Origin of the sequence: Pseudomonas lurida (assembly GCF_013522705.1) — a bacterium.
GTDB lineage: Bacteria > Pseudomonadota > Gammaproteobacteria > Pseudomonadales > Pseudomonadaceae > Aquipseudomonas > Aquipseudomonas quebecensis.
The window spans coordinates 110,456-132,750 of record NZ_JAAMRE010000012.1; the positions used below are offsets into that span (position 1 = coordinate 110,456).

Here is a 22,295-nt window from a genome sequence, read left to right on the forward strand (position 1 = left end):
GACGCCCAGATTAGCTTGCATAGTGTTAGTGCTCGGCAGGATGGCGGGGACAATCCACGGGGCTGATCAGATACTTCTGCAATAACCGGAAGTACCCATGAATGACATAACCATTGTTTCGTGCAATCCATTGTTCACGCCTGGCTCTATACACCCGGGGTAAGTAAAACCAGGGCAAACCGGGGAGATCGTGATGAACCAAGTGAAGATTGAGATTAAGGAACAGCCAACTCAACAACCCTGTCGATTCGTTGATCACCGTGCGGTGTTCCGCAAGCGTTGACGGACGATGTTCGTAAAAGGACCTGATCATCGCGATCGATAAGGCCGGCAGCGACACCAGGAATAGGTACTGGATGGCACTGATCGCGCTGTACTCTTCGACCACGGCCAGTATTAGGCCAACACTCAATATATGAGCGGCCCACATGCGCCAAGCCATTCGCCCGGGGTGAAACAATTGTGCTGTCTGACTGCCCACCAAACTTACTACCGCCAACGGCGCGCCCATCAGCAAACGACCGCCCAGGGTCTTGTTTGCCCATAACAACATTCTGATATACCGAGGCGAGCGCAACCAAACAGCAGCGGTGACATAACGACTTTCCGGATCCAGGCCTGGCAATGTAAGAACGTCGTCGTTGTGATGCGCCAAGTGTGTGTCCCTATAAATGTCGTAGGGGTACCACACGGCAAACGGTAGAAATCCCAAGGCCTTATTAATGGCAGGCCAGCGCGTGGGATGACCGTGAATAAGCTCATGTTGAATCGACATCCAAAGCACAACCAATGGAACCAGCAAGACTAGGGTGAAACCCTCGCCAAGGACTTCGCCAGAAAAAATAATCGCCGCCCAGGCTATATAGAACCCAGCTAACAAAAGCCAGGTAGGCCATTCAGTTTTACTGGTTACAGTCGTGCTGAGTTTAACGATTTCAGCTCGATGAGCTTCATCCAGATAGTTAGGCATAGTGGTTAGTCGTGAAAGATCTTGTTCGGAACAGGCGCCCAACCATTAAGCCTTCAAGGCTCACCCCAAAGCGGGTGTTATCTAAAGAGAATGGGTTGGACTATCGGTATGCAAGTGCCTGATAACGACAATTCACATGGCGTGGAGAAGAAATGCCAAGCCTTCGCCGATTGCACTGCACGCTTCGCTGTTGGCCTGACAAGGGAGAGGTTTGCCGGTTACAAGTGGAACGGCAAAGCAAGAGATATGATTGAAGCGGATAATGCCGACGTGAAAAATCGCTGCTGGGGCTGCGTCATGCGACAAAGCCTCAAGGCTATTTTGTAAGATTCGGGCGCCGGACATAGTCGTACCATAAGAATAGGATTGAACTCATCCGGCGGTCCGGTGAAAGCAAGGTAGCATGATCACTAATACGAACAAGGAATAAATTTTTTTATGCTTAGTCATAAAAAGAATAAGCAACAGCCAGTCCCAGGGCAGCGAGTCAACCCTGACTGGAATGTCTGCCCTTAGATCGGTAACGGCGTATAAGAGCCACAGCCACCACCACGCCGACCACGCCCAGTGCAATCGGCAGGCGATAAGGTTTCAGATCGCCCAAGGCACGTTGCAAAAACTCGCCTGCCCAATAGCCTGCGCCGGCAAACAGCGTGGCCCAAACCAGTGCGCCCACCGCATTGATGCAGGCGAATTTGAGCGGTGCAATCCTGCTCGCGCCAATGACCATGGGCCCCAGCAAACGCATGCCGTAGAGAAAGCGCACAGAAAAAATCGACGCCGTGGGGTGCCGATGGATCAAGGCAGTGACCTTGTCGATGGCGGCCTGTTTTTTATGCAGGCGCGGCAGTAAGCGGTCGCCGAAATAGCGTCCGGCCCAGAACAGCAATTGATCCCCCAGCATGCCGGCCAGACTGGCGTAGCCGATCACGGGCAGCAGCTTGAGCACCTGCTGATGCGCGGCCACGCCGCCCAGGATGAGGATCGTTTCGCCTTCTAGCAGACAACCGATAAAAATCGCCCAGTAACCATAGGTGGCCAGCAGGTGGTTGAGGTCGAGGTGTTCAAACATATGCGCTCATTTGCTCCATGACGGCCAGGTAGCTCGGGGCATCAGTACTGATCCGTGGCTACAGCAAATGGACACAGACGTCAGCGAGACGGTTCCTTTGAAAGGTGTTGGGCAACCGACTACTGGCCAGGTGCGCCAGCGCGTGGCTGGCGACTTATTTCCCGCCCGTCACATCGAGAAAGGTGCCGGTAACGAATGAAGCCTCCGCGCCTGCCAGCCATAGAATGGCCTGTGCCACCTCTTCCGGCTGACCGCCCCGCCCCATGGGGATCGAATCCTTGACGCGGTCCACGCGCCCGGGCTCACCGCCGCTGGCGTGCATGTCGGTATAGATATGCCCGGGGCGAATGCAGTTAACACGGATGCCTTCACGGGCCACCTCCTTTGCAAACCCGATGGTAAACGTTTCCAGGGCGCCCTTTGACGCCGCGTAGTCCACGTATTCATTAGGACTGCCAAGGCGGGCCGACGCCGAGGAAACGTTGATCACTACACCGCCCGGGCCGTTATGACGGTAGGCCATGCGTTTCACCGCTTGCTGGGCACACAGTATCGGCCCGATGGCATTGACTGCGAAGATGCGCTGCATGCGTGCGAAGTCGAGGTCTTCCAGGCGTGACTGAAGCGCCAGTACCCCGGCGTTGTTGACCAGTACGTCGATGCGCCCGAACCGGCGATCAATGGCCGTGAACAGATCGGCAACCTGTTGCGGGTCTGCACTGTCGGCGCGTATGGCCAGTGCTTTGCGTCCCGCTGCTTCGACATCCGCGACCACCGCCAGCGCCGCAGCCTCGTTGCTGACGTAGCTGATCGCGACGTCATACCCTCTTTTGGCCGCCAGCCGAGCGGTGGCGGCGCCCACTCCACGACTGCCGCCGGTGATCAGAATCAGCGGTGCCTGCGAATCAGTGATCATGGTGTATCTCCCTGTGAGTGTTGGCCTTGTCAGCCGATGATGATGGCGCCGCTGGCGATCACGACGCACGCCAGAATCCGGCGCGCGGTGAGCGGCTCGCCGAGGAACCCATAGCCGATCAGCGCCGCGAACAGCACGCTGGTTTCGCGCAATGCGGACACCGCGCCCAAAGGCGCTTCGTTCATGGCGTAGATAACCATTGCGTAGGCAAGCAAAGAGACCAGGCCGCCGACCAACGCGGTGACTGTTCCGGGCCGCACGCAGAATAAGCTGCGAGCGTCGCGCAGACCGATGTAGACCAGCGGCATCAGTACGCCCCACAAAGCGCTCATCCACACCGTATAGGCAAGCGGCGCGCCCGAGAGCCTGGCGCCGATGCCATCGACAACGCTGTAGGCCGCAATAAAGCAGCCCGTGCCCAGCGCATAGGGCAGGCTGGGCACCGAGAGACTGCGCCCTCTGAAGGCCAGCGAAATAATCCCACCCGACACCAGCGCAATACCGAGCAGTTGGCCAGGCGCGATACTTTCTCCGGCAAAGAAGGCGGCCCCCAGGGTGATCAATACCGGCGACGAACCACGCGAAATCGGATAGACCTGCCCCAGGTCACCGACCCGATAACTGCGCACCAGAAACAGGTTGTAGCCCACATGCAGCAACCCCGACAGCAGCGCGTAGCCCCAACTTTCAACCGCAGGCGGCAGCATGAACGCCGCGGCGACGGTGCAGGTGATGGCAATGGCCATGCACATCACCGTCATCGACCACAGCCGATCGGCACCGCTGCGCAGGAGTGCGTTCCAACTGGCATGCAGGAGCGCGGCGAAAAGGACGAGGCAGACCAGATGAATAGGCATGCCCCATTCTAGGTACGTCGGCGGCGGGACTACAGAGAAGTCTCCTCATCGCGGTATGAATGAACACTCATCATTGGCTCCTCTACCTCTCGCACTTTCAGCGCCTCACTGAGCAACCAGCGGCGAAAGCTGACGATATGCGGCAGCGTTTCGACGCCCTTGGGGCAAACAAAGTAATAAGCCAGCGGCGATGGAAAATGCACATCGAACAGCCGCACCAGACGGCCATCGCTGATTTCCTTCTCGACATGCCCGCTACGCACCAAGGCCACACCCTGGCCGAGCAATGCCGCCTCGACCGTCATGTTGGTATCGCCGAACCTGACGCTTTCCCTGAGCGGCAGATACACCAGCCCCAGGGCCTCGAACCACACCTCCCATTTGGGCGCCAGCTCTGCACCATCCCGCGCCAGCAGCGGGAAATGCAACAACTCGGCGGGGCTTTGCGGTGTTCCGATGCGCCTCAGCAAGTCGGGACTGGCCACGGGAAATACCTGCTCCCCGAACAGGAACTCCGAATGCAGGCCGGGGTAACTGCCCTTGCCCAGTCTGATCGCGACATCGGCCTGGGCGTTGGAGAAGTGAATGATGGTGTCCGTGGTGTCCAACGACACCAGCAGCTCGGGGTGCTGGCGAGCGAGGTTCGGCAGGCGGGGAAGCAGCCACTTCAGGGCAAACGAATAGGTGGTGCTCACGCTGAGTCGGACCCGGCCCTTCTGCTCGCGCAGGTCGCACAACGTCGCCTCCAGGCTGATGAAAAACTCGCGCACGATAGGCGCCAGCGTAGCCCCCGCGGCCGTGAGGCGTAACGCCTTGCCCCGCTCGAACAACTGCAACCCCCACAGCGCCTCAAGGTGCCTGAGCTGGTGACTGACCGCGCTCTGGGTCACATGGAGTTCCTGCGCGGCGGCCGTAAAGGTCGGGTGGCGGGTGGCGACTTCAAAAGCGCGGAGTGTTGCGGTGGGTGGCAGGTCTTTCATCGGGGCAGTATCCATCCAGCCATTAAAAGGGCATTGCATGAACGTAAGCTCATCATAAAGCCAAGCCGATTGAAAACCTCGCCGTACAATTGGCGCAAGCGTGTCTGCTTCGACTAGAGTGCGATAGTGGCCTTTTGACACAGCGCTTCGTCACCTGCTGGTAATAAACCAGACGGAAGGCATGCTGCAGCGCCTAAAGTTGCGGCACATAGGGCAGATAACCCCTATGTTGATTACATCCGCAGTACTGTTCAAGGATCGAACTCATGACCCCGCGCCAATCCAGTCGTACCCCTCTTCCCGGTCATCCACGTTTTCGTTGGTTCGCTTTCATTCCGGTGGTCCCCGCCGTGATCTGGATACTTTTCCAGTCAACCTCCCCCGCCAACCTCGTTGCTTGTGCGGCGCTGTTGCTGATCGGCCTCGGCGCGTGCGCCTGGAGCGCGAAAGCCCAGCGCGATGCGCTGTTGCGGTTGACTGCCGACGCACTGGCCGAGCAGGCCGAGGCCGAGGCGGCACACGCCGGCAAGGCGTCGCGGGCGCAGCTCGACGAGGTGTTGCTGGGCGCCATGCCGATCTGGGCCAAGCAGGTAGAAAGTTCACGCCAGCAAACCGAAGAAGCCATTGTGAGCCTGGCCAATCGTTTCACCGGGATCGCCGCACGCTTGCAGGAAACCGTCCAGGCTTCGCAGCACGCCGCCGGTGAACTGGATGGGCAGGCCGCCGACGGCGCCCTTAAGGTACTGGCGCGCAGCGACAGCGAACTGAGCCAGGTGATCGACTCGCTCAAGGCCACTCAATCAAGCCGCGACCAGACCCTGGCGCAAGTGCGCAGCCTCACCGCCTACACCGGCGAATTGCGCACCATGGCCGCCGACGTTGCCGCCATTGCCGCGCAGACCAATCTATTGGCCTTGAACGCCGCAATCGAAGCGGCACGTGCCGGTGAAGCCGGGCGCGGCTTTGCGGTGGTGGCCGATGCGGTGCGTAGCCTGTCGAGCAAATCCAGCGAGACAGGCCAGCAGATGTCCGCCAAGGTCGACATCATCAACAACGCCATTACCCAACTCGTGCAGGCCGCCTCCACCAGCGCTGACCAGGACAGCCATTCGGTGGGCGCGTCCGAGCAAAGCATCCAGCTGGTGCTTGAACGTTTCCAGAACATCACCGGGCGCCTGGCCCAATCCGCCGACCTGCTCAAGCAGGAAAGCTACGGCATCCGCGACGAGATGACCGACGTGCTGGTCAACCTGCAGTTCCAGGACCGGGTCAGCCAGATCCTCAGCCACGTGCGCGACAACATGAACGCGTTGCACGACCACTTGCACCAGGCCAAACAGGCACCGGACCAGGCGGTGAGCATCGACGCCCGACAGTGGCTGGCAAGCATGGAGGCCACCTACGCCACCGACGAGCAGCGGCGCACGCACCACGGCAACGCCGCCGCGCAGCAGAATTCCCAAGACATCACTTTCTTTTAGGAGCCCATCATGGCGAAAAGTGTATTAGTGGTCGACGACTCCAGCAGCGTGCGGCAAGTGGTCGGTATCGCCCTGAAAAGCGCGGGTTACGACGTGATCGAGGCCAGCGACGGCAAGGACGCCCTGGGCAAACTCAACGGGCAGAAGGTGCACCTGATCATCAGCGACGTGAACATGCCCAATATGGACGGCATCACCTTCGTCAAAGAAGTGAAGAAGCTGGCCAACTACAAGTTCACGCCGATCATCATGCTGACCACCGAGTCCCAGGAATCGAAAAAGGCCGAGGGCCAGGCCGCAGGCGCCAAAGCGTGGGTGGTCAAGCCGTTCCAGCCCGCGCAGATGCTGGCGGCGGTGTCAAAGCTGATTCTGCCGTGATCCGGGGAGGCTGCCATGTCCATCACCCACGAAACCACTGACGACACGGCTCGCGTGGGCATTGAAGGCGAGCTGACGATCTATACCGTCGCCGAGCTGGCCGCCGCCCTGCTGCCGCAGGTTGGCAGCGCCGCCCGCCTTGAGCTAGACCTTTCGCAGGTCACCGAGATGGATGGCGCCGGCCTGCAACTGCTCGCGGTGATCGAGCGTGAAGCCGGCCTCAACGGCATCGCGCTGAGCCTGACCGGTCAGAGCCAGGCCGTCACGCACACACTGCAACTCTGTCGCGGCGCCGCGTTGTAGGCGGCGCCACCGTTTTATTGATCGACAAGGAAAGTCCAGGTGAGCATCAATCTCGATCAGGCACAGCAGACCTTCATCGTGGAGGCCCGTGAACTGTTGCAGGCCATGGAGCAATCCCTGCTGCAACTGGAGAACGAGCCCGACGATCAGGACGCCATCGGCGCAATATTCCGCGCCGCGCACACTATCAAAGGCTCCGCCGGGCTGTTCGGCCTGGCGCCGATCGTGGGGTTCACGCATATCGTCGAAGACGTACTCGACCGCCTGCGCGACGGCGATATTGCGGTGGACGCCGCCTTGATCGCCCTGCTGCTCAAGTGCGGCGACCACATGCTCGAACTGATCGACGTGGTTGCCAGTCGCGGTGAGGCACTGACACCCGACGCATTGGAGCGCGGCGAGGCATTGCGCGAGGCGCTGGGGGTCTACCACCCGCTGCACGCCGCCACGACCGACGACGCATCCGCTGAAGTGGACGACGCCACGACGGCCGACGTGCTCTGGCATATTTCTCTGCGCTTCGGCGTGGACGTGTTCCGCAACGGCATGGACCCGCTGTCGTTCCTGCGCTACCTCGAAACGCTGGGGCAAATCGTGCAGGTCACCACCCTCACCGACCGCATCCCCGCGCTGGAAAACTGGGACCCGGAAAGCTGCTACCTGGACTTTGAGATCGACCTGCGCTCGACTGCCGGCCACGCTACCCTCAACGAAGTGTTCGACTTTGTACGGGACGAGTGTGAAGTCGTCATCACAGCCGTCGATGAAGGCCTCGACGCCACAGCGAGCAGCAGCACTGAACTGGTCACCCAGCCCGAACAAGGCACCATGAGCGCGCCGCCCCAGCGCGTGGCGACGACCAGCGACGCCAAACCCCGGGATGGCAACTATGTGCGGGTCAACGCCGACAAGCTTGATGAGTTGATCAATCTGGTGGGCGAACTGGTGATCGCCAGCGCCGGCGCGAGCCTGTTGGCGCGTTCCTGCAACAACGACCCCCTGCACGAGGCCACATCGACGGTGTCGGGGCTGGTGGAAGAAATCCTCGATGGCGCCCTGCACCTGCGCATGATCCCCATCGGCGACACCTTCAACCGCTTCCGCCGCGTGGTGCGCGACGTCAGCCAGGAACTGGGCAAGGACATCGACCTGCTGATCAGCGGCGCGGACACCGAGCTGGACAAGACAGTGGTGGAGAAGATCGGTGACCCGTTGATGCACCTGCTGCGCAACGCCATGGATCACGGTATCGAAAGCGCCGAAGCACGGCGGGCGGCGGGCAAGTCGAGCAAGGGCCACCTGAGCCTCAATGCCTATCACGATTCCGGCAGCATCGTCATCGAAATCGCCGACGACGGTGCCGGGCTCAACCGCGAACGCATCCTGGAAAAAGCCCAGGAGCGCGGGCTGGTGGCCAGCGGCGCGGTGCTTTCCGATCAGGAGATCTACAACCTGATCTTCGAAGCGGGCTTCTCCACCGCCGAAGCCGTGACCAATCTGTCCGGGCGTGGCGTCGGCATGGACGTGGTCAAGCGCAACATCACCCTGCTGCGAGGCACCGTCGACCTGGACAGCCGCCCAGGTCAGGGCACGGTAGTGCGGATTCGCCTGCCGCTGACCCTGGCGATCATCAATGGCTTCCTGGTGGGCATCGACCACGCCACCTATGTGATTCCCCTGGACATGGTCCAGGAATGCATCGAACTGGATGAGCACCAGCGCCAGTCCAGCCGCGACCAGGGTTATCTGGACCTGCGTGGCGAGGTGCTGCCGCTGGTGCATCTGCGTGATCACTTCAACCACGAAGGTCCGGTCGCCCGACGCCAGAACGTGGTGGTGGTGCGCTATGCCGAGCACAAGGCCGGGCTGGTGGTAGATGACCTGCTCGGCGAGTTCCAGACCGTGATCAAACCTTTGGGCAAGCTGTTCGGCGCACTGCGCGGCATCAGCGGCTCGACCATCCTGGGCAGCGGGGCCGTGGCCCTGATCCTGGATGTACCGGCTCTGCTCAACCAACTCGTACAAATGGAAGCCCGCACAGCCCAGGCACCACAGTCGCCACTGGTCGTCGCTCGCTGACGTATTTGCAATTCCATGGAGGTTCCGCAATGAAATGGTTTTACGATCTTAAGATTTCCACCAAGCTGATCAGCTCATTCCTGGTGGTCCTGGCGCTCACTGCGGCCATGGGCGCCTTCGCCATCATCCAGCTTGGAGCGGTCAACCAGGCTGCCCAGGACATCCGCGGCAACTGGATGCCGTCGATGCGCGCGGCGGCGGGTATGCGCTTTTTTGCAGCCAACTACCGGTTGAAGGAAAACCGCCACCTCGGTACCGAGGTTCCGGAGGAAAAAGCCCTGGCCGAGCGCGAAGCCGCCGAGGCGCGCCAGCAGTTCGAAACCCGCATGGGTACCTACGAGCAACTGCTGTCCAACGATGAAGACCGCCAGTTGCTGGACAGCGTGAAAACCGGCTGGGCCGCCTACCTGGCCACCAGCAAGCAGGTGCTTGAATTGTCCCGGGCCAATCAGGAAACCCAGGCGCGCGGGTTGCTGCGGGGCGAGTCCAAAACGCACTTCGATGAAGTGACAACACGCCTGCAGACGATGGTCGAGCTCAACGATGCCGGCGCCACCGCTGCCGGTGACAAGGGCTCTGCGCTGTACGAGAGCTCGCGTCTGTCGATCATCGTGGCGCTGATCGTTGCGCTGTTGATCGGCCTGGGCCTGGCACTGTTTATCGCGCGGATTATTTCCCGCCCGTTACGGCAGGCCGCCAGCGCCGCCGAACAATTGGCCGAAGGCAACCTCAATGCCCAGATCGAACCGGGCGCCAAGGACGAGACCGGCATGGTGCTCAACGCCATGCGCAATATGGTCGGCAAGCTGGCGCATATCATCGGCGAAGTGCGTAACGCCGCCGACAACCTGGCCAGCGCCTCCGAGCAAGTCAGCGCCACCGCGCAATCGATGAGCCAGGCCACCAGCGAACAGGCTGCCAGCGTCGAGGAAACCAGCGCGTCGATCGAACAGATGAGCGCCAGCATCAACCAGAACACCGAGAACGCCAAAGTCACCGACGGCATGGCCAGCAAGGCCGCCAAGGAAGCCACGGACGGCGGCGAATCGGTGCAGCAGACCGTAGTGGCGATGAAGAAAATCGCCCAGCGCATCAGCATCATCGATGACATTGCCTACCAGACCAATCTGCTCGCGCTCAACGCCGCGATCGAGGCCGCGCGGGCCGGCGAGCACGGCAAAGGCTTCGCCGTGGTCGCCGCTGAAGTGCGCAAGCTGGCCGAACGCAGTCAGGTGGCGGCCCAGGAAATCGGCGAACTGTCCTCCAGCAGCGTGGACATGGCCGAGAAAGCCGGCAAGTTGCTCGACGAGATGGTGCCGTCCATCAACAAAACCTCCGACCTGGTGCAGGAAATCAGCGCGGCGTCAGAGGAACAGGCCGCCGGTGTGGCGCAGATCAACACGGCCATGACCCAGCTCAACCAGGTGACCCAGCAGAACGCTTCCAGCAGCGAGGAGCTGGCCGCCACCGCCGAGGAAATGAGCAGCCAGGCCGAGCAATTGCAACAGGCCATGAGTTTCTTCGTGCTCGACGCCGCGACCAAAGCCACCCCACACAGCAGCACCGACACCACCGGCGGCAAGCCGACTCGCCAGCCGCCACGCCCGGCGCAACCGGCGGCACGCAAGGCCTTCGCCTACAACATGGCCAGCGCCCCGGACGAATCGGAATTCACCCGTTTCTGATCGCAGATCATGGATCCGGGCTCACAGGGAGTAATGAGATGGGCGCAGTGATGACTACCCGCCAGGCCGCCGTCGCGGTCGACGAGGATGCGCAATACCTGACTTTTATGCTCGGTGGCGAGATGTTCGCCATCGGCATTCTGGGGATCAAGGAAATAATCGAGTACGGCAGCCTGACCGTGGTGCCAATGATGCCGACCTTCGTGCGCGGCGTGATCAACCTGCGCGGCGCGGTGGTGCCGGTGGTGGACCTGTCGGCACGCTTTGGCCGCCCCAACTCTGAGATCACCCGCCGTTCGTGCGTAATCATCATCGAAGCCAGCACCGATGACGGCCTGCCCCAGGATATCGGGCTGCTGGTGGACACCGTGTCCGCCGTGCAGGAAATCCCGGCCACCCAGATCGAGCCACCGCCCAGCTTCGGCGCGCGGATTCGTGCGGACTTCATCAGCGGCATGGCCAAGGTCGAGGGCAAGTTTGTGATTGTGCTGGAGGTGGACAAGGTGCTGTCCATCGATGAGATGTCCAACCTCGCCGAGGCCGGCCAGGTGCCAGCCCTCGACTTCGACCCAAGGTGAGGCGCGATCATGCCGGATACCACCCCGCTCGATGACCGCGAGTTCGGCCAGTTTCAATCCTGGCTGTACCGCGCGGCCGGTATCAACCTGTCACCGGCCAAGAAGGCTCTGGTGGCCGGCCGCCTGTTCAAACGGCTCAAGCACTATGAACTCAAGAGCTATGGCGAGTACTTCAAGCTGATCATGAGCGATCAGCGTAAGAGCGAGCTGCAAGTAGCGCTGGACCTGCTGACCACCAACGAAACCTATTTTTTTCGCGAACCCAAGCACTTCGATTTCCTGCGCCAGCAGGTGCTGCCCAAGGCCGCGCCCGGCAAAGTGTTCAGGGTGTGGAGCGCGGCCAGTTCCTCGGGTGAAGAACCCTACAGCCTGGCGATGACTCTGGCCGAAAGCCTGGGTACCACACCGTGGGAAGTCGTCGGTTCGGACATCAGTACCCAGGTGCTGGCCAAGGCACGAAACGGGCACTACTCCATGGAACGCGCCGCCAACCTGCCCCAGCCACTGCTGGTCAAGTACTGCCTCAAGGGCATCGGTCGCCAGGACGGTACGTTCCTGATCGACAAACCGTTGCGCAGCCGGGTCAATTTCGTCCAGGTCAACCTCAACGAACCCCTGCCCGGCCTGGGCGAGTTCGATGTGATCTTTCTGCGCAACGTGATGATCTATTTCGACCAGCCAACCAAGACCCAGGTGGTGGCGCGCCTGTTGCCGCAGCTCAAACCCGGCGGCTATTTCATCATCAGCCACTCCGAAAGCCTCAACGGCGTCAATGACACGTTGAAGCTGGTGGCGCCGTCGATCTATCGCAAGCCATGAAAAAGCCCGCCAATGCCGCCGAGGTGGTACTCGCCCCTGGCCAAGTCAGCTTTGCCACCTGCCCGACGCGGTTGCGCACCTTGCTCGGCTCCTGCGTGGCGTTCACGTTCTGGCACCCCCAGCGGCGCATCGGCGGCATGTGTCATTTCATGCTGCCGGCGCGCAACCGCACGGACCAGCCACTGGATGGCAAGTACGCTGACGAAGCGCTCGAACTGTTGCTGCGCCACGCCCGCGCCAACGGTACACGGCCGCAGGATTACCAGGTCAAAGTGTTCGGCGGCGGCGAGATGTTCCCCGAGCAGCCGCGCCAACGGCCGGCCCACAACGTGGCCAACCTGAATATCCGCGCCGCATTGGCCCTGGCCGAACGTCACCACCTGCACCTGACGGCCCAGGACATGGGCAGTACCGGTTATCGCACGATCATGTTCGACCTGTGGAACGGCAACGTCTGGGTCCGGCACCAACCAATGGGAACACTCGAAAAACATGCCTACCAAAAAAATCAGCGTGCTGCTGGTCGATGACTCGGCCGTGGTACGCCAGGTGCTGCTGGCGATTTTCAATGACACGCCGGACATCCACGTCATGGGCGCCGCCTCCGATCCGATTTTCGCCATGGACAAGCTTGCCCGCGAATGGCCGGACGTGATCGTGCTGGACGTGGAGATGCCGCGCATGGACGGCATCACCTTTCTGCGCAAAATCATGAGCGAGCGCCCCACGCCGGTGGTGATCTGTTCATCGCTGACCCAGAAAGGCGCGGAAACCTCTCTGCAGGCGTTGTCGGCCGGCGCGGTGGATATCATCACCAAGCCCACCACGGGCCTGAAAAACTTCCTGATTGAATCCGGCCCCGAGTTGGTAGCGGCGATTCGTGCGGCGGCCAACTCCAACGTCAAGAACCTGGGCAAGCGCATCGCCAGGCCGACACCGGCACCCGCCCCCGCCGGCAAGCTCACAGCCGATGCGATCCTGCCCGCCGCCAACGGCCAGGCCATGGCGCAGACCACCGAGCGCATCGTCGCCATCGGTACGTCCACGGGCGGCACCCAGGCCCTGGAAGCGGTGCTCACGGCGCTGCCGAGGGTGTGCCCGGGCATGGTGATCGTGCAGCACATGCCTGAGAAGTTCACCGCTTCCTTCGCCGAACGCCTCAACGGCGTGTGCCAGATCGAAGTGCGTGAAGCGCGCAACAACGACCGTATTCTCCCGGGCCTGGCCTTGATTGCCCCCGGCGGCAAACACCTGATGGTCACCCGCAGCGGCGCCTACTATCACGCTCAGGTGATTGACGGGCCGCTGGTCAACCGCCATCGGCCGTCGGTGGATGTGCTGTTTCGCTCGGTGGCCAAATTCGCCGGCAAGAACGCCACGGGCATCATCATGACCGGCATGGGCGACGACGGCGCCCGCGGCCTCAAGGAAATGCTTGATGCCGGCGCCGCCACGGTAGCCCAGGACGAGGCCAGCTGCGTGGTGTTCGGCATGCCCAAGGAAGCCATCAAGCTCAACGCCGCCCAGCGCATCATGGCGTTGCAGGATATTCACCAGGCGATTTTGCACAAGTAAGGCCGGCCGGCTGCGACGGCGCGCAATCGGCCGCCGCCAAGGGTCAAATCGCTGCGCGCAATGCCCGTGGCGACAGCCCATAGCGCGCGCGGAATCGCACCGCAAACCGTGATGCCGCAGGCGCCGGCTACTTCACCGACCGGGTATGGCCGCGAGCAACTGATCCCAAGCCTGCGAGGTGTGCGTGTCCAGCGGTACGCACGGATCGATGGTTGATACGCTGCGAGCTGAGGATCAGTTGGTTGAACTGCTCTGTCGCGTCGGTGCAATCAGCCGAATCATGGCTTGTCAGCGTGTGCCTGTGTTGCTAGTGTCGTTTTATGACAAATTATTACCTCACCTCGACCACCCCTACCACGACCGCTGAAAGCGGCGCGTACGAGGTGTCGTGAGCGTATAGCCAACGAACTTCAAAGGCCCGCCAGCAATGGACAGGGCCTTTTTTGTGCCTTGTGTTGCTGGTGTTAATGCAAGGAGCTGCACCCATGTATGCACTGTTGGTACTCGATATCCAAGTCGGCCTGGTTCACGGCCCGGAAAAACCCTGGCGTTGCGGCATATTGCTGGACACCCTGAACAGCCTGATGGAGCAAGCTCGCCGCGCGGGCGCTCCGATTTTTCTCGCTCGCCACGTCGGACCTGCGGAGTCGCCGATGGCGCCGGACAACCCGCTCACGATGCTGGCATCGGAGCTGATACTTTCAGGTGCAGAGGTGGTTTTTGAAAAACAGCGGCCCAACGCCTTTGTCCAGACCGACCTGGCGGACAATTTGCGCGCTCACGGCGCTACGGGCGTAGTGATTACAGGCATGAAAACTCAGTATTGCGTCGACAGCACGTGCCGCGCCGCGCGTGATCTTGGATTCGATGCGGTGCTCATCGCTGATGGGCACACCTGCTCGGACACAGCAGCGATGCAGGCCAGGGACATCGTAGCCCACCACAATGCAACGTTGCATGGGCCGTTCTGCCAGGTGATCAATGCTGAGGATTGGCGCTTCTAGACAGCGATAGCCATTGCGGGGAGCAAGCGGGCGCCCTCCCCGCACATGACACATCAGTTGTCCGGGTGCTCACTGGCAACCGAATCAGCCGCGTCGACATCCGACATGTCCTCCTCCAGCGGAGCCTCGTCATCCGGTGGCAATGGCACTGCGTCGTCGCCCTTACGCGGGTCGTGCCCGGTCTCGTTGTCGGTGCCCCGCGTCACGGCCTGCTGTGAAAGATTGCCCGGTGCGTTCTCATCGATTTCCATGCTGGTTCTCCGTTGATGACTGAGCCACGGAATATCCGCGCCTACCCATCAGAGGCGGCATGCAACGGCGAGTGCCGGGCTCTGGACGAACGGTGCAAAGCCTCGTGAACGCCAAGGTTGGTGAGGCAAAAAGCGCTGATTCAGCCTTTGAGGTTTCTCACGCTGCCAAAGGTCGCCTCGGTGCGCGCGTGCTCCAACACACTCATGGGCATCGGCGTGCGCGTGACGCTGATGACCGGCTTTTGCACGATCGCTCGTTCAGGGTTCGCCAGACGTTCATCGCTGGGCGGTACGCCGAAATACTCTCGATAACATTTGGAAAAGTGCGGTGTGGACACAAAGCCACAGAGCAACGCCAGCTCGACGATTGAGATCGGCGTCTGCTTGAGCAATTGGCGAGCCCGAATCAACCGCAGCCGCAGGTAATAGCGTGAGGGTGAGCAGTGCAAATACTTCTGGAACATGCGCTCAAGCTGTCGACGGGAAAGGTCTACATACTGCGCAAGATGGTCCAGCTCGAGCGGCTCCTCCAGATTCGCCTCCATCAGCGTCACGATTTCCTGCAACTTGGGTTGCTGGGTGCCCAGCATGTGCTTGAGGGGGATGCGCTGATGGTCTTGCTCATTGCGCATGCGCTCGTAGACGAACATGTCCGAAATCGCCGCTGAGAGTTCGTACCCGTGATCGAGGCCGATCAGTTGCAGCATCATGTCCATCGGCGCGGTTCCGCCGGAACTGGTGAGCCGATCCCGGTCGAGGGTAAACAGGCTCGGGCTGACGGTCACGCGCGGAAAAGCCTCTTGCATGGCCGCCAACCATTCCCAGTGGACGCTGCATTCGAAACCGTCCAACAGTCCCGCTCGAGCCAATACCCAACTGCCAGTACAAATGCCGCCCAGGCGTTTGGCGTAGCGCGCTTGTGTGCGCAGCCACTTGACCAGCTCGGGGGTCACCGTGTTTTGAATGCCCGTGCCGCCGCACACAAGAACGCTGTCGGCCGACGGCGCGGTGCCGACGGCACTGTCGGGCGTGATAGGCACGCCATCGCTGGCCCAAATGGGCGCGCCATCAATACTGGCGGTGTACCAACGATAGAGCTCCTGCCCCGACAGTTGGTTGGCCATGCGCAGCGGCTCTACCGCAGACGCCAATGAGATCAGCGTGAACTGATCCAGCAGCACAAACAGGACGCAGGTAACAGGCCGCGCGCTCATGGTGGCGACACCACGGGCAGCGCCCCGCCTACTGGCGCAGCTTGGCGTGCAGTGACCACACCCACCAGCGCAATCAGCAACGCCAGCCCGATCGTGGATGACACCTCAAGGCGATGCTCGGGTGTCAACAGCATCACGCCCAGCGCAGCGCAGATGAATGCGATGACCAGCCAGGTGAGCCACGGAAACAGCCACATTTTGAACGTCAGTGTGACCTTGCGACGCTGCATGACCTTGCGCATACGCAATTGCGAAACGGCGATGACCAGGTAAACCAACAACGCGATAGCCCCGGAACTGGCCAACAGAAACTGGAACAGCCCGGCCGGCATGAAATAGCTGAGCAACGTCACGCCAGCCCCCAGCACGGTGCTGGCGATCACTGCGGCCCTGGGCACACTGGCTGCGGACGTGCGTTTCATCAGCGTCGGCGCATCCCCGCGCTTGCCCAAGGAATACAACATGCGAGAAGCGATGTAGATGGAAGAGTTCATGCAACTGGCCACGGCGATCAGCACCACCCCATCCACCAGCAATTTGGCGTGGGGAATATTCATCAATTCCAGCGCCCGTTGATAGGAGCCTACCGAAGCCAGCAGCGGGTCATCCCACGGCACGACGGAAATCACCACGAAGATCGACAGCACATAGAACACGCCGATTCGCCACATCACCGAACGGGTGGCGCGGGCAATGTTCTGCGCGGGATTATCGGACTCCGCCGCCGCGATGGTGACGGCTTCCGTCCCGATAAAGCTGAACATGATGGTAATGAACGCGCCGACCACTGCTGACAGGCCATTGGGCGCGAAACCGCCATGTTCTTGCATCAATCGACTCAAACCGCTGGCTTCGTGTTCTGGAATCCAGCCCATCAATACCGCGCCTCCGAGACCGATAAAGCCGATGATTGCGACGACCTTGGCCATGGCAAACCAGAACTCGAATTCGCCGTACTTGGAGACACTGAACAAATTGGTGACCACCAACAAAAAGATCGACAACAAGGCGAACAGCCAAGCGTCGATCTGCGGGAACCACTGGTTGAAAATATGCCCGGCGGCCAGGGCTTCGATGGGGATTACCAACACCCAGAACCACCAGTACAGCCAACCGATCGTAAACCCGGCCCAGCGGCCGATGGCCTGGTCGGCATAGGTGGAGAAAGAGCCGGTGTCCGGGTTGGCCACCGCCATTTCCCCCAGCATGCGCATGACCAGCACTACCAACAGGCCGGAAAAGAAATACGCCAGCATCACCGCCGGGCCCGCAGCCGCGATTGCATGCCCGGACCCTACGAACAACCCAGCGCCGATAATGCCTGCAATGGAGAGCATGGTGACATGCCGCGGCTTGAAGCCTTGCGCCAGCTGGCCGTTCGAATTTTTGGAACTCAGGCTATTCATCGTTTTTTTTATTCTCTGTGATCGACATTCAGACGTGCTGACCAGAAGGTCAGGCGATCATCATTTCTCAATGACGGGTCACAGTACGCGGCCGGTCGCCACTTAAAACAGCCTCATTGCGTCATCCGATCGCCTGATAGCGACACCGAAATCCTACCGGCACCTTTCCTGACCGGGTCGAGTTGGATCCAAATTATTGGAACGCCGGCGTCTTTCAGGAATCTTCTAGAGCAGAGAGCGCAAAGCTCCATGAGAAGGCTTAAAGCCAGCAAGACCTTGTGTGTGGAGTATGAAAAATGGTCGATTTCAACAAAGAACTGCCCGCCGCGGTGAGCCGCCAGGTGGACAAAATCATGGCTGAAATTCAAAAGGCAGGATCAATGATCATGGCGGTGAAGGCCGGAGCGCGGGCCAATGGTTTAGTTATCGGCTTGCTGTGTTCGGGCAGCATTACCGATGAGACGGCGCAAGCGTTGCAGTCGGCGTTCGATGCGGCGACCGAAAAGAAGCTCAAGGAACTGTCCGTATGGTCCGCGCCTCAGCATTGAGCATTGATCGGAGTATCAGCCTACCCCCATTGCCTTGGCTCGACATAGCTGAGGCGATCAGCCCCGCCTCGCGCACAACGGCTCGCGGTCTATCTATAACCCTGAGGTAAACATGTCGCCCTTCGATATTCAGCGAATGTTATTGGATGAGTTCCCGCTGTCGTTTTTGCTGGAGGTTGTACTTCGAGCAGCGTTTGCCTTCCTGGCTGTTTTTCTATTTTTGAAGTCCAGCGGCCGTCGAGAATCCGGCAGTTATCGCTTTTTGAACTCGTGGTTATCTTGACGCTGGGCTCGGCCGCCGGCGATGTATCTTTTTATCACGACGTGCCGCTGTTACCCGTTGCAGTGGTATTTCTCACCCTCCTGGTTCTATATCGCATGACCGTCCTGATCATGACAAAGAGCAAGCGATTCGAGTCATGGATTGACGGCGTGCCCGTAACGGTCATTAAAAACGGCCTTTATGAATTAAAGTCCCTGGAGCAGGTGAACATATCATCGAGTGAGTTATTGATGGAGTTACGGCAGCAGGGTGTAGAGCACTTGGGGCAAGTCAGGCTGGGGCTTGTCGAAACGGATGGGGACATCAGTCTGTATTTTTATGAACCGCAGGATATACAACCAGGATTATCTGTACTGCCCCTTGAACACCGCACCGAATACCACATCGCTCCCGCGTCAGCGCTGTATTGCTGCGTAAATTGTGGTTTGCCGCGCGATCTCAAGCAGGGGCAACACGCTCGTTGCGTGCGGTGCGATAAAGAAGTGTGGTCAACGGCCTTGACCACGCGACGTTGTCGATAAGTGAGCCTGGTCGCCAACCGACAGGCACACCCGCGAAAAAAAGCCCGCACAATGTGCGGGCGAAACAGGAGTTGGACTTAGAGTCTGCCCGTAAGAACAGGCATACAGTCTTAGAAAATAAAGAGTGTTCATCAGATCCATTTTTCTCCAAGAGTGCCGACAAGCGGCACCGTTAAAGCGAAGCGACAAACTTGTACAAATCATCCATATAAGTATAAGAAAATATTCTGAACCTTCGATTTTGAATCAAGAACAAAGGTGTTTTAGAAGGAGCTAAAATGCCGAACTTGTTATACATCATCGAATATGATCTCCACCGCTCGCCTAAATCTTTCATCATCCGAGCGGATGTCATGAACAACGCTGAGGCGTGGCATTGGGCCTGCTGCGATGCGGGAATAGGGGTAATCCCCAAGTCTCGTAACGACAAGATAAAACGAATAAGCAAACCACTGGCTGAGCGCTATGGCATCGAAAACGTAAAGTGGCGTATCTCAGGCGATGTGCCCTTTATACCGAAGCCATACGTGCCGTCTTAGGTGTGCAGCAGAAGCAGACCGATGACTACCGGTCGCCTGCTCGCACCACGGTGGTGCTTGAAACATGCTTTTCTGAGAAACTGAAACCCGACCGCGCCGAAAGAAACACCTGCGCTGCCATACTGCTTTCTTCACCTTCAATTTGAATCAGACCGTGGATGACGACTCCATGGCCGTTGGGAGATCCATTTGCTGAATATTCCGGTGGATCTTATCGATGATGACCGCTTGTCCCATGTGCTCAATGCCAGCGAGCGGCTGGCCAGGGCAGCCTCGGTAGACGAAGTCGTCAGCGTGCTGCGGGACACCGCCCGTGCCACGGTTGGCGCCGAAGGCGTGGCGGTAATCATCGAGAACGAAGGCCGCTGCGCTTACGTGGCTGAAGATGCGGTGTCTCCGCTTTGGCAGGGCCAGAGCTTTCCAGCCGATCACTGCATCTCAGGGTGGTCAATGCGTCACCGCGAGACGGTTGCGATCCGTGACGTTCGGCTCGATCCACGCATTCCGCAGGACGCTTATGCGCCCACCTTTGTGCGCAGCCTGGTGATGGTGCCCATCGGCAGGCCGGTTCCGATTGCGGCGTTGGGCGCTTACTGGTCAGACGTCAGCGACCACGACCCCGATACGATCAAACGGCTGGAAAGCCTGGCGCGACTGGCAACGATCGCCATCGAGAATGCGCGTTTGACCCAGGCGCGTAATCGTGGCGAAGCCCTTGGGGCCACACAAAATCGAATTCTCGAACTGGCGGTAGCGCAAACGCCCTTGGACCTCACGCTGGATGCGATCGTCCACGAGGTACAAATGCTGTCCCCCTCGGGTTTGCGCGGAAGCATCCTGCTCCTGGATGAAACCAGCGAGTACCTGGAATACTGCGCGGGCCCGACCCTGCCGGACGCGTTCAAAGCCGCCGTTACAGGCCTTGGCGTCGCCGCGCAAGTGCGCCACCAGGACGCTGAGACCGCCATGGCCGACATCACGAACGATGCGCACTGGGCTGCGTTTCGCGATTTGGCCCTCCAGCAGCGCCTTCACGTTTGCTGGTCAACCCCGATCTGCTCGGCGCAAGGCGTCCTGCTGGGCGCTTTTGTGTTGTATCACCACGAGCTGCGCAAGCCGTTAGCCGCCGATATCGAGATCATCGACTTCGTGGTTCAGACGGTAGGGCTGGTGGTTCATCGCGCCCGCGCGGATTCGGCGATCCGTATCAGCGAGGCGAGATTGCGCCTGGCGGTCGATCACGCCGATGTGGGTTTCTGGGATGTGGATTTCGTTCAGAACACGCTGGTGTGGCCGTCACAGACCAAGGCCATGTTCGGCATCTCGCCCGACGTGCCGGTCACGCTGCAGGACTTCTATGACGGGCTGCATCCCGAGGATCGTGAAGCAACGATTGAAGCCTTCACGGCCGCCGTTGACCCTGAGCGTCGGGCGCTCTACGAGGTCGATTACCGTACCATTGGCCGGGAGGACGGCATCGTTCGCTGGGTCGCGGCCAAGGGTCGGGGCGTGTTCGATGCGGCTGGCCTGTGTTTGCGCGTAACCGGCACGGTGGTTGAAATCACCGCCCGCAAGGCGGCCGAGGAAAAGCTGCGCGAGCTTAACGCCTCCCTTGAAGAACGCATCGCACAAGCCATCGCCGAACGGGAAGAAGCCCAAAAGGCGCTGCGCCAAAGCCAGAAGATGGAAGCCATGGGGCAGCTTACCGGCGGTGTCGCCCATGACTTCAATAACCTGCTTACGCCGATTGTCGGCACACTCGACATGCTCCAGCGACGAGGCGTGGGCGGCGAGCGAGAGCAGCGGCTTATAGGCGGTGCAATGCAGTCGGCGGAACGCGCCAGGACGCTCGTGCAGCGCCTGCTTGCCTTTGCTCGCCGGCAACCGCTTCAGACGGCTCCGGTCGACGTGGCGAAGTTGATAAGCGATATGGCTGATCTGGTGGCCAGCACGACCGGGCCTCAGATCAAGGTGGTCGTCGATGCTCCGGCAAACCTGCCTGCGGCCATCGCCGATCAGAACCAACTCGAGATGGCCCTGCTCAACCTGTCCGTGAACGCGCGCGATGCGATGCTCGCCGGCGGGACGATGCGCATATCCGCCAGCACCGCCTCAGTCGGCGAAGGGCACCGGGCGAAGCTGGCGCCAGGCGAATACCTGTGTTTGTCCGTCGCGGACACCGGCACGGGCATGGACGCCGCGACACTCGCCCGGGCGGTGGAGCCGTTCTTCTCCACCAAGGGCGTGGGCAAAGGAACGGGCCTTGGTCTTTCAATGGTGCATGGCCTGGCATCACAGTTGAACGGCGCACTCACGATTCAGAGCTCGCCGGGCCTGGGAACGAATGTGGAGCTGTGGTTGCCGCGCAGCATGAGCGAGCCGGCAGCGACTCTGCGCATTGCCGAAGCGCCGGAGCCGCAATTGACGCACGCAATCGCGCTGCTGGTCGATGATGAAGAATTGGTACGCGCCAGCACCGCTTACATGCTGGCAGAGCTGGGCTATCGCGTGATCGAGGCCGCGTCGGGCGAGGAAGCCATGCAACTGATGGCCACCGGTGAGCCCTTTGACCTTCTCGTCACAGACCATCTCATGCCGGGCATCAATGGCACCGATCTGGCCAGGGTGGTCCGCACCTCCAGGCCTGGAACCGCGATCCTGCTCGTCTCCGGCTACGCCGAGCGCGAGGGGCTTGACCCGGATCTGCCACGGCTTACCAAACCCTTTCGCAAGAATGAACTCGCGGCAAGCCTCTCGCGACTGCGTGGTGAGTCGCGGGATGAGCACTGACAGCCCATTCTGGAAGATGATTTGTTTCATGCAGAGCGATTTGAAT

Annotated in this window: 22 protein-coding genes and 1 pseudogene; 15 read left to right on the forward strand and 8 right to left on the reverse strand. The window is 60.3% G+C overall.

The annotated features are described in order from the left end of the window. Positions 1 to 25: 25 nt before the first annotated feature. Positions 26 to 970 (reverse strand): fatty acid desaturase, encoded by a 945-nt coding sequence (locus G7025_RS12505; RefSeq protein ID WP_181079514.1) that lies wholly within the window; start codon positions 968 to 970, stop codon positions 26 to 28. 108 nt (positions 971 to 1,078) lie between these two features. On the opposite strand from G7025_RS12505, the gene G7025_RS12510 reads away from it, so the two are divergent. Next, positions 1,079 to 1,297: a hypothetical protein gene (locus tag G7025_RS12510; protein ID WP_181079515.1), complete on the forward strand. Its 219-nt coding sequence runs from the start codon at positions 1,079 to 1,081 to the stop codon at positions 1,295 to 1,297. Positions 1,298 to 1,457: 160 nt separating this feature from the next. On the opposite strand, the gene G7025_RS12515 is transcribed toward G7025_RS12510, so the two are convergent. From G7025_RS12515 to gcvA, 4 genes are all read right to left on the reverse strand, one after another. Next, positions 1,458 to 2,042, reverse strand: coding sequence for a DedA family protein (locus G7025_RS12515; RefSeq protein WP_181079516.1), 585 nt, complete (start codon positions 2,040 to 2,042; stop codon positions 1,458 to 1,460). Between the two features lie 154 nt (positions 2,043 to 2,196). After that, complete coding sequence (locus G7025_RS12520) at positions 2,197 to 2,958, reverse strand: SDR family oxidoreductase (RefSeq protein ID WP_181079517.1); 762 nt, start codon at positions 2,956 to 2,958, stop codon at positions 2,197 to 2,199. A gap of 29 nt (positions 2,959 to 2,987) precedes the next feature. Further along, positions 2,988 to 3,815 carry a DMT family transporter gene (locus tag G7025_RS12525; protein ID WP_181079518.1) on the reverse strand — a complete coding sequence of 276 codons (828 nt, stop codon included), beginning with the start codon at positions 3,813 to 3,815 and terminating at the stop codon, positions 2,988 to 2,990. 29 nt (positions 3,816 to 3,844) lie between these two features. Further along, positions 3,845 to 4,795: a transcriptional regulator GcvA gene (gene gcvA, locus G7025_RS12530; protein ID WP_181079519.1), complete on the reverse strand. Its 951-nt coding sequence runs from the start codon at positions 4,793 to 4,795 to the stop codon at positions 3,845 to 3,847. Between the two features lie 569 nt (positions 4,796 to 5,364). On the opposite strand from gcvA, the gene G7025_RS12535 reads away from it, so the two are divergent. The 10 genes from G7025_RS12535 (at position 5,365) to G7025_RS12580 (ending at position 14,697) form a co-directional block, all read left to right on the forward strand. Then, positions 5,365 to 6,276 carry a methyl-accepting chemotaxis protein gene (locus G7025_RS12535; RefSeq protein ID WP_375139334.1) on the forward strand — a complete coding sequence of 304 codons (912 nt, stop codon included), beginning with the start codon at positions 5,365 to 5,367 and terminating at the stop codon, positions 6,274 to 6,276. Between the two features lie 9 nt (positions 6,277 to 6,285). Beyond that, positions 6,286 to 6,654: a response regulator gene (locus tag G7025_RS12540; protein WP_034097651.1), complete on the forward strand. Its 369-nt coding sequence runs from the start codon at positions 6,286 to 6,288 to the stop codon at positions 6,652 to 6,654. Between the two features lie 15 nt (positions 6,655 to 6,669). Next, positions 6,670 to 6,957, forward strand: a complete 288-nt coding sequence (locus G7025_RS12545; RefSeq protein WP_181079521.1) for an STAS domain-containing protein — start codon at positions 6,670 to 6,672, stop codon at positions 6,955 to 6,957. Between the two features lie 39 nt (positions 6,958 to 6,996). Further along, complete coding sequence (locus G7025_RS12550; protein ID WP_181079522.1) at positions 6,997 to 9,036, forward strand: chemotaxis protein CheA; 2,040 nt, start codon at positions 6,997 to 6,999, stop codon at positions 9,034 to 9,036. Between the two features lie 29 nt (positions 9,037 to 9,065). After that, positions 9,066 to 10,721 (forward strand): methyl-accepting chemotaxis protein, encoded by a 1,656-nt coding sequence (locus G7025_RS12555; protein ID WP_181079523.1) that lies wholly within the window; start codon positions 9,066 to 9,068, stop codon positions 10,719 to 10,721. 38 nt (positions 10,722 to 10,759) lie between these two features. Then, entirely contained in the window at positions 10,760 to 11,299 is a 540-nt protein-coding gene (locus G7025_RS12560; protein WP_181079524.1) for a chemotaxis protein CheW, read from the forward strand. A gap of 9 nt (positions 11,300 to 11,308) precedes the next feature. Beyond that, on the forward strand, positions 11,309 to 12,118 hold the full coding sequence (locus G7025_RS12565; protein ID WP_181079525.1) for a CheR family methyltransferase: 810 nt from the start codon (positions 11,309 to 11,311) through the stop codon (positions 12,116 to 12,118). After that, positions 12,115 to 12,648: a chemoreceptor glutamine deamidase CheD gene (gene cheD, locus G7025_RS12570; RefSeq protein WP_181079526.1), complete on the forward strand. Its 534-nt coding sequence runs from the start codon at positions 12,115 to 12,117 to the stop codon at positions 12,646 to 12,648. Before G7025_RS12565 ends, cheD begins: the two co-directional genes overlap by 4 nt. Further along, positions 12,611 to 13,693 carry a protein-glutamate methylesterase/protein-glutamine glutaminase gene (locus G7025_RS12575; protein WP_181079527.1) on the forward strand — a complete coding sequence of 361 codons (1,083 nt, stop codon included), beginning with the start codon at positions 12,611 to 12,613 and terminating at the stop codon, positions 13,691 to 13,693. Before cheD ends, G7025_RS12575 begins: the two co-directional genes overlap by 38 nt. Positions 13,694 to 14,178: 485 nt before the next feature. Next, on the forward strand, positions 14,179 to 14,697 hold the full coding sequence (locus tag G7025_RS12580) for an isochorismatase family protein (RefSeq protein WP_181079528.1): 519 nt from the start codon (positions 14,179 to 14,181) through the stop codon (positions 14,695 to 14,697). 53 nt (positions 14,698 to 14,750) lie between these two features. Here the strand turns inward: G7025_RS12580 and G7025_RS12585 are convergent, their stop codons facing one another. The 3 genes from G7025_RS12585 to gabP all read right to left on the reverse strand — a co-directional run bounded on the left by G7025_RS12585 (position 14,751) and on the right by gabP (position 17,568). Continuing rightward, a complete protein-coding gene (locus G7025_RS12585; RefSeq protein ID WP_181079529.1) occupies positions 14,751 to 14,948 on the reverse strand; it encodes a hypothetical protein in 198 nt (65 codons plus the stop codon). A 140-nt stretch (positions 14,949 to 15,088) separates the two neighbouring features. After that, positions 15,089 to 16,162, reverse strand: a complete 1,074-nt coding sequence (locus tag G7025_RS12590) for a choline metabolism transcriptional regulator GbdR (protein WP_181079530.1) — start codon at positions 16,160 to 16,162, stop codon at positions 15,089 to 15,091. Continuing rightward, positions 16,159 to 17,568 carry a GABA permease gene (gene gabP / locus G7025_RS12595; RefSeq protein ID WP_181079531.1) on the reverse strand — a complete coding sequence of 470 codons (1,410 nt, stop codon included), beginning with the start codon at positions 17,566 to 17,568 and terminating at the stop codon, positions 16,159 to 16,161. The genes G7025_RS12590 and gabP overlap by 4 nt, the downstream gene beginning before the upstream one ends. Before the next feature lie 296 nt (positions 17,569 to 17,864). Between gabP and G7025_RS12600 the strand changes: the two genes are divergently transcribed. The 4 genes and pseudogenes from G7025_RS12600 to G7025_RS12615 all read left to right on the forward strand — a co-directional run bounded on the left by G7025_RS12600 (position 17,865) and on the right by G7025_RS12615 (position 22,249). Further along, positions 17,865 to 18,116, forward strand: a complete 252-nt coding sequence (locus G7025_RS12600) for a hypothetical protein (RefSeq protein WP_181079532.1) — start codon at positions 17,865 to 17,867, stop codon at positions 18,114 to 18,116. Positions 18,117 to 18,228: 112 nt separating this feature from the next. Beyond that, a pseudogene (locus tag G7025_RS12605) lies at positions 18,229 to 18,920 on the forward strand (DUF421 domain-containing protein). Between the two features lie 278 nt (positions 18,921 to 19,198). Then, positions 19,199 to 19,459 carry a DUF6555 family protein gene (locus G7025_RS12610; RefSeq protein WP_181079533.1) on the forward strand — a complete coding sequence of 87 codons (261 nt, stop codon included), beginning with the start codon at positions 19,199 to 19,201 and terminating at the stop codon, positions 19,457 to 19,459. A gap of 189 nt (positions 19,460 to 19,648) precedes the next feature. Next, positions 19,649 to 22,249 (forward strand): GAF domain-containing hybrid sensor histidine kinase/response regulator, encoded by a 2,601-nt coding sequence (locus G7025_RS12615; protein WP_181079534.1) that lies wholly within the window; start codon positions 19,649 to 19,651, stop codon positions 22,247 to 22,249. The last annotated feature ends 46 nt before the right edge of the window (positions 22,250 to 22,295 follow it).

Coding starts and splice junctions, on each gene's coding strand:
- G7025_RS12515 (WP_181079516.1), bottom strand. CDS start 2,042: ATGTTTGAACACCTCGACCTCAACCACCTGCTGGCCACCTATGGTTAC.
- G7025_RS12560 (WP_181079524.1), top strand. CDS start 10,760: ATGGGCGCAGTGATGACTACCCGCCAGGCCGCCGTCGCGGTCGACGAG.
- G7025_RS12580 (WP_181079528.1), top strand. CDS start 14,179: ATGTATGCACTGTTGGTACTCGATATCCAAGTCGGCCTGGTTCACGGC.
- G7025_RS12590 (WP_181079530.1), bottom strand. CDS start 16,162: ATGAGCGCGCGGCCTGTTACCTGCGTCCTGTTTGTGCTGCTGGATCAG.
- G7025_RS12600 (WP_181079532.1), top strand. CDS start 17,865: ATGGTCGATTTCAACAAAGAACTGCCCGCCGCGGTGAGCCGCCAGGTG.
- G7025_RS12505 (WP_181079514.1), bottom strand. CDS start 970: ATGCCTAACTATCTGGATGAAGCTCATCGAGCTGAAATCGTTAAACTC.
- cheD (WP_181079526.1), top strand. CDS start 12,115: ATGAAAAAGCCCGCCAATGCCGCCGAGGTGGTACTCGCCCCTGGCCAA.
- gabP (WP_181079531.1), bottom strand. CDS start 17,568: ATGAATAGCCTGAGTTCCAAAAATTCGAACGGCCAGCTGGCGCAAGGC.
- G7025_RS12575 (WP_181079527.1), top strand. CDS start 12,611: ATGCCTACCAAAAAAATCAGCGTGCTGCTGGTCGATGACTCGGCCGTG.
- G7025_RS12525 (WP_181079518.1), bottom strand. CDS start 3,815: ATGCCTATTCATCTGGTCTGCCTCGTCCTTTTCGCCGCGCTCCTGCAT.
- G7025_RS12535 (WP_375139334.1), top strand. CDS start 5,365: ATGCCGATCTGGGCCAAGCAGGTAGAAAGTTCACGCCAGCAAACCGAA.
- G7025_RS12585 (WP_181079529.1), bottom strand. CDS start 14,948: ATGGAAATCGATGAGAACGCACCGGGCAATCTTTCACAGCAGGCCGTG.
- G7025_RS12555 (WP_181079523.1), top strand. CDS start 9,066: ATGAAATGGTTTTACGATCTTAAGATTTCCACCAAGCTGATCAGCTCA.
- G7025_RS12520 (WP_181079517.1), bottom strand. CDS start 2,958: ATGATCACTGATTCGCAGGCACCGCTGATTCTGATCACCGGCGGCAGT.
- G7025_RS12540 (WP_034097651.1), top strand. CDS start 6,286: ATGGCGAAAAGTGTATTAGTGGTCGACGACTCCAGCAGCGTGCGGCAA.
- G7025_RS12610 (WP_181079533.1), top strand. CDS start 19,199: ATGCCGAACTTGTTATACATCATCGAATATGATCTCCACCGCTCGCCT.
- G7025_RS12545 (WP_181079521.1), top strand. CDS start 6,670: ATGTCCATCACCCACGAAACCACTGACGACACGGCTCGCGTGGGCATT.
- gcvA (WP_181079519.1), bottom strand. CDS start 4,795: ATGAAAGACCTGCCACCCACCGCAACACTCCGCGCTTTTGAAGTCGCC.
- G7025_RS12565 (WP_181079525.1), top strand. CDS start 11,309: ATGCCGGATACCACCCCGCTCGATGACCGCGAGTTCGGCCAGTTTCAA.
- G7025_RS12510 (WP_181079515.1), top strand. CDS start 1,079: ATGCAAGTGCCTGATAACGACAATTCACATGGCGTGGAGAAGAAATGC.